The sequence below is a fragment of the Streptomyces sp. NPDC059853 genome (assembly GCF_042731495.1).
In the GTDB taxonomy this organism is placed as follows: domain Bacteria; phylum Actinomycetota; class Actinomycetes; order Streptomycetales; family Streptomycetaceae; genus Streptomyces.
In genome coordinates this window covers 1-10,861 of the sequence record NZ_JBHWJL010000170.1, presented here as the reverse complement: position 1 = coordinate 10,861, position 10,861 = coordinate 1, and the positions used below count along the sequence as shown (strand labels likewise).

Sequence of the window (10,861 nt, the reverse complement as noted above, 5' to 3'; positions counted from 1 at the left end):
CCTTGGCCCGGCGCGCCGCCGTGCCGCCCGCCGGGGCGGTGCGGAGCCGGGGCCGTGCGGTGGCGGCCTCCCGCACCAGCGCGGTCACCACCGAACTCAGCCGCTCCTCGCGCACCAGCGTGCCCGCCCCCGCCACCAGCGCGTGGTGCAGCCCCAGCAGCGCGCGGGCCAGCGCGGGCGCGTACCGGACCGGGCGGTCGAACAGCGGCAGTCCCCGCTCCCGCCCGCCGGCCGCGTCCGCCAGCACCTCGCGCACCAGGGACGGGTGCAGATGCACGATGCGGTAGGTGAAGCCCAGTTCCGCCGCCGTCCGCCCGTCGTGCGGATCGTCCGGGTTGAAGGCCATCACCATGCCCGCGCTGCTGGTGTGCTCCGCGCCCCGGCAGCGGAAGCGCTGGGCGCCCGACTCGGTGACCGCGAAGGAGTACGCGTCGTGGCTGTGCCGGTGGAAGACGTGCCGGGTGAAGTGCGCCCGCATGGCCTCCAGCGGGCGCTCGGGGTCGCGCCAGTAGCGGACCCAGTCCTCCGCGTGTGTCGTGCCGCTCACCCCGCCGAGTGTGCCGCGCGCGCCGCACCAGCGTTCAAGACGTCCACCGGGCGGACGGCGCAGGATCGGGGCCATGCGTTTCGACACCAAGATCGCCCTGGTGGTCCGCGAGGATCTCGCGGACTGGCAGAAGCTGAACGTGACCGCCTTTCTCGCCTCCGGCGTGGCCCACGCCACCGACGACGTCATGGGCGCCGGCCCGTACGAGGACGCCTCGGGGAACCGTTATCTCGCCCTGTTGCGCGAGCCGGTGCTGGTCTTCGCCGCCGACGCCGCCGCGCTGACCCGCACCCACGCCCGGGCGCTGTCCCGGGGGCTGACGGCGGCCGTCTACACCGAGGACATGTTCGCCACCGGGCACGACGCCGACAACCGGGCGGCGGTGCGCGCCGTCGAGGCGGAGAAGCTCAACCTGGTGGGGATCGGGCTGTACGGGGCGCGCACCCCGGTCGACAAGGTGATCAAGGGGCTGAAGCTGCACGGCTGAGCCCGGTCAGCCGGCCAGGACGCGGCTCCACACCTCCTTCGGCGGTGCCTGAAGCGGGGCGAGCTGGCCGCTCTTGGTCCAGCCCCAGGACTGGTACGCGGTGCGCGCGGTGCTGTCGCCCGGCTCCAGCAGGGCGAGCGCCACCGCCGGGTTGGCGCGGGCGAGCAGGTCGGTCAGCAGCCGGGTGGCGACGCGTTCGCGCCGGCGGGCCGGGATCACCATCAGTTCGGCGACCACGAAGACCTGCCGGGAGCCGGCGAGTTCGTCGATCTCGGCGGGGACGTCCTGGAACTCCCGCCACCAGGCGGAGTCCCGCTCCACCCGGAATCCGTACGCGGCGCCCACCAGCGCCGGATCACTGGCCAGCACGAGGTCGAAGTCCTCCTGCTGGACGTCGTGCTCGGTCAGCCGCCGGATGAAGTCCTGCCGCTCCAGCGGCAGGGTGCCGTAGGCGTCGCGGTATGCCGCGCCGTGGATGTCGGCGAGCTGTTCGCGCTGCGTTTCCGCCTGCCAGCGGCTGAGCCGCCGCAGAAAGACAGTGCCCATCTCTGCCTCCCCGAAGCCCCTCGTGCCCCCGGACGGAGGCGACCTCTCATCGTCCCACCGAAGTGCCCCCGTACGGAACGCCCGGACGATAGCGTTGACCTCATGTTTGCCGCCTATGCCGCACGTCTGGACGCCGATGACCCGCTGTCCGCGCTGGAGCTGGGGGAGCGGCCCGAGCCGCAGGTGCCGCCGGGCTGGACGGTGGTCCGGGTCCGGGCCGCCTCGCTCAACCACCACGATCTGTGGTCGCTGCGCGGGGTGGGCCTGGGCTCCGGGTCGCTGCCGATGATCCTGGGCTGCGACGCGGCCGGGACGGACGAGTACGGCAACGAGGTCGTGGTGTACCCGGTGATCGGCGGGGCGCGCCGCACGCTGCTGTCGGAGAAGTACCAGGGGACGTTCGCGGAGCGGGTCGCGGTGCCGGCCGGCAATGTGCTGCCGAAGCCGCCGGAGCTGTCGTTCGAGGAGGCGGCGGCGCTGCCGACGGCCTGGCTGACGGCGTACCGGATGCTGTTCACCAAGGCCGGGGTGCGGCCGGGGGACAGTGTGCTGGTGCAGGGCGCGGGCGGGGGAGTGGCGACGGCCGCGATCGTGCTGGGTGCCGCCGCCGGGCTGCGGATGTTCGTGACCGGCCGGGAGGAGCACAAGCGGCGCCGGGCGCTGGAGCTGGGCGCGGAGGCGGTGTTCGCGCCGGACGCCCGGTTGCCGCACCGGATGGACGCGGTGCTGGAGACGGTGGGCGCCGCGACCTGGTCGCACTCGGTGAAGTCGCTGCGTCCCGGCGGCACGCTGGTGATCTCCGGCACCACCACCGGGCCCAACCCGCCCGCCGCCGAGCTCCAGCGGATCTTCTTCCTGGAGCTGACGGTCGCCGGTTCGACCATGGGCACCAAGGAGGAGCTGGCCGGGCTGCTCAGCCTCTGCGCCGCCAAGGGGGTCAGGCCGCTGATCGACACGGTGCTGCCGCTGGACCGGGCGCGCGAGGGGTTCGCGCGGATGCGGGCGGGCGACCTCTACGGGAAGATCGTCTTCACGGTCTGACGGGCACTCCGGCGGGGGCGGGGCGGTTCAGTTCTCCTGCTCCATCGCCGCGCTCAGCCGCGCGTTGGCCATCCGCATGTGCTCGGCCATCGCGCGGTCGGCGGCCTCCGGGTCCCGGTCGCGGATCGCGGCGAGGACGGCGTCGTGCTCGCACAGGGTGCCGCTGACGGTGCCCTCGATGTCGCTGACGCGTTCCATCCACACCTGGAGCAGTGCCCGGATGCTGTGCAGGATGTCGCTGAGGACGGTGTTCCCGGCGATGCGGGCGGTCTCCAGGTGGAAGGCGATGTCCGCCTCGATGAACGCCTTGGCGTCGCCGCCCGCTTCCCGCATGTGCTGGAGGTGTTCCTCCAGCCGTGCCACGTCCGCGTCGGAGGTGCGCTGGGCGGCGAGCCGGGCGGAGACGGCCTCCATGTGGGTGCGCACCTCGACGAGGTCGCGGGTGCGCCGCTGGCCCAGCATGAGGCCCCAGTTGATGGCGCGGGGCAGGAACTCCGAGGTGCCTTCCCGGACATAGGACCCGGAGCCGGGCCGTATCTCGATGATGCCCAGCACGTCCAGGGCGGACAGCGCGCCGCGCACGCTGGAGCGTGCCACTCCCAGGGCCTCGGCCAGCTGGCGTTCGGCCGGCAGCCGGGTGCCGGGCCGGATGTCGCCCGAGGTCAGATGGTCGAGCAGCCGCTTGGCGACCTCGCTGACGGAGGACTCGCGCACCACGGGGCGCAGGAGCTGGGCCAAGTCGGGCGCGGCGGCGGGGGTCTGCTGATCGGACTGGGTGGTCACGCAGACCAGTACACCAGATGGACGGCGCTCGCAGCCAAGGCCGCAATCCATCCGAAATGTTCAGCAGAACGTCAAGTGGGGTCATACAGTCGGTTATGTGACATTCATCACCTCGGAGAATTGGTGACCAATTTACCAGTCGAGGCTTAGCGTGTCCGCAGTCCGGCAGAAGCCGCCGCTCAGGGCACTGCCGGAAGGACCCACCCGGACGGAGCTGTCCGGCGAGCCGAGGAGTCACCATGGGTGCTGTCGCCCCCGCCACCACGCCGGTGGAGAGATCCGCCATCCGGAAGATCTCGATCCGCCTGGTGCCCTTCGTGGCACTGATGTTCTTCGTGAACTACCTGGACCGCACGGCCATATCCTTCGCCGAGCCCAACGGCATGGGAGAGGACCTGGCCCTGACCGCCGCCCAGTTCGGGTTCGCGTCCGGGATCTTCTTCCTCGGCTACATCGTGCTGGAAGTGCCCAGCAACATGGCCCTGCACCGGTTCGGCGCCCGCCGCTGGCTGGCCCGGATCATGGTCACCTGGGGCATCGTCTCGCTGCTGTTCACCTGGGTGGACAACAGCGGCCAGCTCTACGTGCTGCGCTTCCTGCTCGGTGTCGCCGAAGCCGGCTTCTTCCCCGGCGCGATCCTCTTCCTCAGCCAGTGGGTGCCCGGCCGGCACCGCACCAAGGTCCTGGGCCTCTTCTACCTTGCCCAGCCGCTGACCACCGTCCTCGGCGCCCCGCTCGCCGGCTGGCTCATCGGCCACCACGGGCTGTTCGGCCTGGAGGGCTGGCGGGTCATGTTCCTGTTCGTGTCGCTCCCCGCCATCGTGCTGGGTGTCGTCGCCTGGTTCTACCTCAGCGACAAGCCCACCGACGCCAAGTGGCTCACCCGCGAAGAGCAGGAGTGGCTGACCACCAAGCTCGCCGAGGAGAGCGAGGGCAAGACCGGCGCCCGCACCGGCCACGGCAAGGACGCCCTCAAGGCCGCCTTCGGCAACGCCCGGGTGTGGGTCCTGTCCCTGGTCTACTTCGGCTTCGTCTACGGCCTGTACGCGCTCGCGTTCTTCCTGCCGACGATCATCAGCGGCTTCCAGGAGCAGTTCGACACCACCTTCTCCGTGATGGACAAGGCCTGGATCACCGCCATCCCCTACCTGCCCGCCGCCATCGTCCTCTACTTCTGGACCCGGCACGCCACCAAGCACGGCACCCGCACCTGGCACATCGCGGGACCCGCCGTCGTCGGCGGTCTCTCCATCCCGCTCGCCCTGTACATGGGCTCGCCCGCCGCCACGGTCGCCGTGATCACCGTCACCGCGTGCTCGATCTTCGCCGCCCTGCCGGTCTTCTGGTCCGTGCCCTCCCGGTACCTCACCGGGGCCGCAGCCGCCGCCGGTATCGCGCTGATCAACACGATGGGCAACATCGCCGGGTTCGGCTCCAGCTACATCACCGGCTGGGTCAAGGACTGGACCGGCAGCTACACCGCGTCCCTGTACCTGGTCGGCTTCTTCATGCTGCTGTCCGCCGTCCTGATCGTCTCCCTGGCCGCCCGCGAGCGCCGCACCGCCGGGCCCGTCCCCGGTGCGAGCGACGGCGAAGGCGGCGGGAGCCGTGAGCCCGTGGAGGCCGCCCGATGACCCGGCTGTTCAACGACCCCGCCGACTTCGCCGACGAGGCCCTGGCCGGGTTCGTCGCCGCGCACCGCCGCTGGGTCCGCCCGGTGACGGGTGGCGTGGTCCGCGCCGGGGGCACCCCGGCCGGGCAGGTCGCGGTGGTCATCGGCGGCGGCTCGGGCCACTACCCGGCCTTCTCCGGCCTGGTCGGCGCCGGCCTCGCCCACGGCGCGGCGGTCGGCAACGTCTTCGCCTCGCCCTCCGCCCAGCAGGTCCGCAGCGTGGCCAGGGCCGCGCACGGCGGCGCCGGTGTCCTGCTGATGTACGGCAACTACGCGGGCGACGTCCTGCACTTCGGGCAGGCCGCCGACCGGCTGAACGCCGAGGGCGTCCCCACCGCCACCTTCGCCGTCACCGACGACATCTCCAGCGCCCCGGCCGACCAGAGCGCCAAACGGCGTGGCATCGCCGGGGACCTGCCGGTCTTCAAAGCGGCGGCGGCCGCCGCCGAGGCCGGGCAGCCGCTGGAGGAGGTGGCACGGATCGCCGCCCACGCGAACGCCCGCACCCGCTCCTTCGGCATCGCCTTCTCCGGCTGCACCCTGCCGGGCGCCGACGAGCCGCTGTTCACCGTCCCCGCCGGGCGGATGGCGGTCGGCCTCGGCATCCACGGGGAGCCCGGCATCGGCGAGGCGATCCTGCCCACCGCCGACGAGGCCGCCGAACTGCTGGTGGCCGGCCTGCTGAAGGAACTGCCCCAGGGCGTCACCGCGCCCGAAGGACAGCGCGCCGCCGTCATCCTCAACGGGCTCGGCTCCGTGAAGTACGAGGAACTGTTCGTCGTCTACCGCCGCGTCTCCCAACTGCTGGAGGAAGCCGGCGTCACCGTCGTGGAGCCCGAGGTCGGCGAACTCGTCACCAGCTTCGACATGGCCGGCGTCTCCCTCACCCTCACCTGGCTCGACGCACAGCTCGAACCGCTGTGGACCGCGCCCGCCGACACCCCCGCCCTCCGCAAGGGCGCCGTCGCGCCCGCCGTGGCCGCGCCCGCCGCAGCGGTGACGGAGAGCGCGCCGGAGACCGAGGACGCCCTCCCCCAGGGCACCGCGGACTCCCGCGCGGCCGCCGTCACCGCGGCCGCCGCCCTGCGCGCCGTCGCCGCCACCGTCGCCGAGCACGCCGACGAACTCGGCCGCATCGACGCGGTCGCCGGCGACGGCGACCACGGCATCGGCATGCTGCGCGGCGCCACCGCCGCCGACGCCGCCGCCCGCGACGCCGCCGAACGGGGCGCGGGCGCCGGGACCGTCCTGCACCGGGCCGCCGACGCCTGGGCCGACCGGGCCGGCGGCACCTCCGGCGCGCTGTGGGGCACCATCCTGCACGCGCTCGGCGACGCCCTCGGCGACGAGCACCGCCCCACCGCCGCCGGCGTCGCCGCCGGGGTCACCCGCGCGAGCGAGGAGGTACGCCGGGTCGGCGGCGCCCGCGTCGGCGACAAGACCATGGTCGACGTCCTGGTGCCGTTCGCCGACACCCTCGCCGCCGCCACCGGCACCGGCGACCGGCTGACCGCCGCCTGGGACCGGGCCGCCACCGCCGCCGCCGAGGCCGCCGCCGCGACCGCCGATCTGCTGCCGCAGATGGGCCGCGCCCGCCCGCACGCCGAGAAGTCCCTCGGCACCCCGGACGCCGGCGCCCACTCGCTCGCCCTGATCGTCCGCGCCGTCCACGGCGCGCTGTCCGACACCACCGAGGAACACTGAGATGACCGACACGCTCCGCATCGTCATCGGCTGCGACGACGCCGGCTACCAGTACAAGGAAGCCCTCAAGAAGGATCTGGAGGTCAGCGAACTGGTCGCCTCGGTCACCGACGTGGGCGTGGACGCCGACGGACACACCGCCTACCCGACCATCGCCATCGCCGCCGCCGAGATCGTCGCGCGCGGCGACGCCGACCGCGCGCTGCTGGTGTGCGGCACCGGCCTCGGCGTGGCCATCGCCGCCAACAAGGTCAAGGGCATCCGCGCCGTCACCGCGCACGACTCCTTCTCCGTCGAACGCGCCATCCTCTCCAACAACGCCCAGGTCCTCACCTTCGGGCAGCGCGTCATCGGCCTCGAACTGGCCCGCCGCCTCGCCCGCGAATGGCTCACCTACCGCTTCGACACCGCCTCGGCGTCGGCCGGCAAGGTCCAGCTGATGTGCGACTACGAGGACCGGCCGGGGACCGAGGCCGCCTGATGTCCACACCCGGTACCCCGCCCGTGCTGCTGGGGGTGAGCCTGAAGATGTACTTCGGCCACCACCAGACGCTGCGCTGGGCGGAACAGGTCGGACGGCTCGCCGCCCGCCACCCCGTCACCACCTCCGGCGCCGCCCGGCTGTTCGTGCTGCCCGCCTTCCCCGCCATCGTGCCGGTCGCCGCCGTCCTGGAGGGCAGCGGCGTCGCCGTCGGCGCCCAGGACATCGCCACCGAGGACAGCGGCCCCTACACCGGCGAGGTCGGCGGCCCCTCGCTCGCCGAGATCGGCTGCGCCTACGCCGAGGTCGGCCACGCCGAACGCCGCCGGCTGTACGGCGAGGGCGACACCGTGGTGGCCGCCAAGACCGCCGCCGCCCTGCGCAACGGCCTCACCCCCGTGCTGTGCGTCGGCGAACGCGACCGCGTCGCCCCCGACGAGGCCGCCCGCCGCACCGTCGCCGAAACCGAGCGCCTGCTGTCCGGCCTCACCGGCGCGGTCACCGTCGCCTATGAGCCCCAGTGGGCCATCGGCGCGCCCGAGCCGGCCTCCGCCGAGCACATCACCACCGTGTGCGCCGGGCTGCGCGCCTGGCTGGACGCCCAGCCGCAGCACGCCGGCTCCACCGTCATCTACGGCGGCAGCGCGGGACCCGGCCTGCTCGGCCGGATCGCGCCCGCCGCCGGCGGCCTCTTCCTGGGCCGGTTCGCCCACGACGTGGCCGCCGTCGAAACCATCCTCGACGAACTGGCGGTGGCGTGATGGCGTACGGCATCAGCACCTACGCGTACTTCTGGCGGATCTCCGAGCGCGCCCCGCGCCCGCTCACCCTCCCCGAGATGCTCGCCGACACCAAGGCCCTGGGCGGCGAGGTCTTCCAGATCTGCGACTACCCGCTCATCGAGGGGTACGACGCGGCCCGGCTCGCCGACCTGCGGGCTACCGCCGACGACCTGGGCCTGCGCCTGGAACTGGGCACCCGGGGCGTGCGCACCGCGCACCTGCTGCGCTACCTGGAGATCGCCGACGCCCTCGGCGTCACCCTGGTGCGCTCCATGCTCAACACCGCCGACCACCGGCCCGGCACCGACGAGGCGGTGGCCCTGCTGGCCCCGGCCGTCGAGCGGTACGCCGCGAGCGGGGTCACGCTCGGCCTGGAGACCTACGAACAGGTCTCCACCGACGACCTGCTCACCGTCGTCCGCGGCGTGGACCGCCCGCAGCTGGGCGTCGTCCTCGACCCCGGCAACAGCGTGGCCCGCCTGGAGCGGCCCGCCGACGTCGTGGCCGCCACCGCCCCGTACGTCGTCAACATCCACGTCAAGGACTTCTCCTTCACCCGCCGCGACGGCTGGATCGGCTTCACCTACGCCGGCTGCCCGCTGGGCGAAGGACTCCTGGACTACGACGGCATGATCGCCGCCGTCCGGCCGCACGAGCGCGGCATCAACCAGATCGTCGAACACTGGCTGCCCTGGCAGGACGAGGGCTTCGAAGCCACCGCACGCCGGGAGGACCAGTGGACCCGGCACAGCATCACCACCCTTCTGAGGAGCGCGTCATGACCACCGAGTCCCCGTCCACCACCCCCACCGTCGCCGTGATCGGCGCCGCCGGCAAGATGGGCCAGCGCGTCTCCAACAACCTCGTCGACAGCGACTTCCAGGTGCTGTTCAGCGAGGCGTCCCCCCAGGGGCAGGAGCTGATCCGCGGCCTCGGCCGCGAGCTGACCGAGTCCGCCGACGCCGCGGCCCGCGCCGATGTCGTCATCCTGGCCGTACCGGACGTCGTCCTCGGCGCCGTCTCCGCCGACCTCGTCCCGCTGATGAAGCCCGGCACCGTCGTCCTCACCCTGGACCCGGCCGCCGCCTACGCCGGACTGCTGCACGAGCGCGCCGACATCCACTACGCGTGCGCCCACCCCTGCCACCCCTCGGTGTTCCTGGAGCGCACCACCAAGGAGGAGTGGGCCGACACCTTCGGCGGGATCGCCGCGCCGCAGGAGGTCGTCGCCGCGTACGAGGGCGGGGACGCCGCCAAGCAGGAGCTGGCCGAGTCCGTCATCCGCGTCATGTACGCGCCGGTCGTGGACGTGCACTGGGTGACGGTCAAGCAGCTCGCCGTCCTGGAGCCCACCCTGGTGGAGACCATCGCCTGCATGGTGGGCGCCCTGCTCACCGAGGCGCTGCACGAGACCATCCACACCGTCGGCGTGCCGGAGAAGGCCGCCCGGGCGATGCTGCTGGGCCACACCCAGGTGGCGCTGGCCAACACCCTCAAGGGCTCCAACCCGTTCTCGGACGCCTGCCTGATCGCCATGGACTACGGCCGCGAGTCGATCGTCCGCGACGACTGGAAGAAGGTCTTCGAGGACGAGGAACTGGACAAGGTCATCACCCGGATGCTCAAGATCAAGGAAATCAAGCGCTGATGACCGCCGACTTCACCTGGTCGGAGCTCGACCGCCGGGCCGTCGACACCGCCCGCGTGCTGGCGGCCGACGCCGTGCAGCACGCGGGCCACGGCCACCCGGGCACGGCGATGACCCTGGCCCCGGCCGCGTACACCCTCTTCCAGAAGGTGATGCGGCACGACCCGGCCGACCCGGCGTGGACGGGCCGCGACCGGTTCGTCCTGTCGGCCGGGCACGCCTCCCTCACCCTCTACATCCAGCTGTACCTGGCCGGGTTCGGCCTGGAGCTGGAGGACCTGAAGGCGTTCCGCCGCCACGGCTCGCTGACCCCGGGGCACCCGGAGTACGGGCACACCGCCGGGGTGGAGACCACCACCGGGCCGCTCGGGCAGGGCGTCGCGAACGCGGTGGGCATGGCGATGGCCGCCCGGTACGAACGCGGCCTGTTCGACCCCGAAGCACCGGCCAGCACCTCGCCGTTCGACCACTTCGTGTACGTCGTGGCGGGCGACGGCTGCCTCCAGGAGGGCATCGCCGCGGAGGCGTCGTCGCTGGCCGGGCACCAGAAGCTCGGCAACCTCATCATGCTGTGGGACGACAACCACATCTCGATCGAGGGCGACACCGTCACCGCCGTCTCCGAGGACACCGCCCTGCGCTACGAGGCGTACGGCTGGCACGTCCAGCGGGTGGAACCCCTGGAGAACGGGGACATCGACCCCGCCGCCCTGCACGCCGCCGTCCTCGCGGCGCAGGCCGTCACCGACAAGCCGTCGCTGATCGCGCTGCGCACGATCATCGCCTGGCCGGCCCCGAACGCGCGGAACACCGAGGCCGCGCACGGCGCCGCGCTGGGCGAGGCGGAGGTCGCGGCCACCAAGCGGGCGCTGGGCTTCGACCCCGATCAGTCCTTCGAGGTCGCGGACGAGGTGATCGCGCACGCGCGCGGCGCCCTCACCCGCGGCCGGGAAGCCCGCTCCGCCTGGGAGAAGGACCTCGCCGCCTGGCGCACCGCACAGCCGGAGCGGGCGGCGCAGTTCGACCGCATCAGCGCGGGCGGACTCCCCGCGGGCTGGGAATCCGCACTCCCCTCCTTCGAGACCGGCACCAAGGTCGCCACCCGCGCGGCGTCCGGCCAGGTCCTCAAGGCCCTGGGCGCGGTGATCCCCGAGCTGTGGGGCGGCTCCG

At 73.0% G+C, this 10,861-nt stretch carries 11 protein-coding genes and 1 pseudogene; 9 read left to right on the top strand and 3 right to left on the bottom strand.

The window, feature by feature from the left end; translation table 11 throughout:
* On the bottom strand, positions 1-547 hold a 547-nt coding region (locus ACFV5N_RS17980; protein WP_385600499.1), incomplete at its 3' end, for an AraC family ligand binding domain-containing protein.
* Positions 548-620: 73 nt separating this feature from the next.
* On the opposite strand from ACFV5N_RS17980, the gene ACFV5N_RS17975 reads away from it, so the two are divergent.
* Positions 621-1,034 (top strand): DUF2000 family protein, encoded by a 414-nt coding sequence (locus ACFV5N_RS17975; RefSeq protein WP_385600497.1) that lies wholly within the window; start codon positions 621-623, stop codon positions 1,032-1,034.
* Positions 1,035-1,040: 6 nt separating this feature from the next.
* On the opposite strand, the gene ACFV5N_RS17970 is transcribed toward ACFV5N_RS17975, so the two are convergent.
* Positions 1,041-1,580 carry a hypothetical protein gene (locus ACFV5N_RS17970; protein ID WP_385600494.1) on the bottom strand — a complete coding sequence of 180 codons (540 nt, stop codon included), beginning with the start codon at positions 1,578-1,580 and terminating at the stop codon, positions 1,041-1,043.
* A 102-nt stretch (positions 1,581-1,682) separates the two neighbouring features.
* On the opposite strand from ACFV5N_RS17970, the gene ACFV5N_RS17965 reads away from it, so the two are divergent.
* Positions 1,683-2,621 carry a zinc-binding dehydrogenase gene (locus ACFV5N_RS17965; RefSeq protein WP_385600491.1) on the top strand — a complete coding sequence of 313 codons (939 nt, stop codon included), beginning with the start codon at positions 1,683-1,685 and terminating at the stop codon, positions 2,619-2,621.
* Positions 2,622-2,648: 27 nt separating this feature from the next.
* Here ACFV5N_RS17965 and ACFV5N_RS17960 read toward each other — a convergent pair whose 3' ends face one another.
* Complete coding sequence (locus ACFV5N_RS17960) at positions 2,649-3,404, bottom strand: FadR/GntR family transcriptional regulator (RefSeq protein ID WP_385600488.1); 756 nt, start codon at positions 3,402-3,404, stop codon at positions 2,649-2,651.
* 239 nt (positions 3,405-3,643) lie between these two features.
* Here ACFV5N_RS17960 and ACFV5N_RS17955 point away from each other — a divergent pair, with 239 nt between their 5' ends.
* The 7 genes and pseudogenes from ACFV5N_RS17955 to ACFV5N_RS17925 all read left to right on the top strand — a co-directional run.
* Positions 3,644-5,038 carry an MFS transporter gene (locus tag ACFV5N_RS17955; protein WP_385600486.1) on the top strand — a complete coding sequence of 465 codons (1,395 nt, stop codon included), beginning with the start codon at positions 3,644-3,646 and terminating at the stop codon, positions 5,036-5,038.
* Positions 5,035-6,780 carry a dihydroxyacetone kinase family protein gene (locus tag ACFV5N_RS17950; protein WP_385600483.1) on the top strand — a complete coding sequence of 582 codons (1,746 nt, stop codon included), beginning with the start codon at positions 5,035-5,037 and terminating at the stop codon, positions 6,778-6,780. The genes ACFV5N_RS17955 and ACFV5N_RS17950 overlap by 4 nt, the downstream gene beginning before the upstream one ends.
* A gap of 1 nt (position 6,781) precedes the next feature.
* Positions 6,782-7,261, top strand: a complete 480-nt coding sequence (locus ACFV5N_RS17945) for a ribose-5-phosphate isomerase (RefSeq protein ID WP_385600481.1) — start codon at positions 6,782-6,784, stop codon at positions 7,259-7,261.
* Positions 7,261-8,022, top strand: coding sequence for a triose-phosphate isomerase family protein (locus tag ACFV5N_RS17940; protein ID WP_385600478.1), 762 nt, complete (start codon positions 7,261-7,263; stop codon positions 8,020-8,022). The genes ACFV5N_RS17945 and ACFV5N_RS17940 overlap by 1 nt, the downstream gene beginning before the upstream one ends.
* Positions 8,022-8,825, top strand: coding sequence for a sugar phosphate isomerase/epimerase family protein (locus ACFV5N_RS17935; RefSeq protein WP_385600475.1), 804 nt, complete (start codon positions 8,022-8,024; stop codon positions 8,823-8,825). Before ACFV5N_RS17940 ends, ACFV5N_RS17935 begins: the two co-directional genes overlap by 1 nt.
* A complete protein-coding gene (locus ACFV5N_RS17930; RefSeq protein WP_385600472.1) occupies positions 8,822-9,691 on the top strand; it encodes a phosphogluconate dehydrogenase C-terminal domain-containing protein in 870 nt (289 codons plus the stop codon). Before ACFV5N_RS17935 ends, ACFV5N_RS17930 begins: the two co-directional genes overlap by 4 nt.
* A pseudogene (locus ACFV5N_RS17925) lies at positions 9,691-10,861 on the top strand (transketolase); the annotation flags it as partial. The gene ACFV5N_RS17930 and the pseudogene ACFV5N_RS17925, both read left to right, overlap by 1 nt.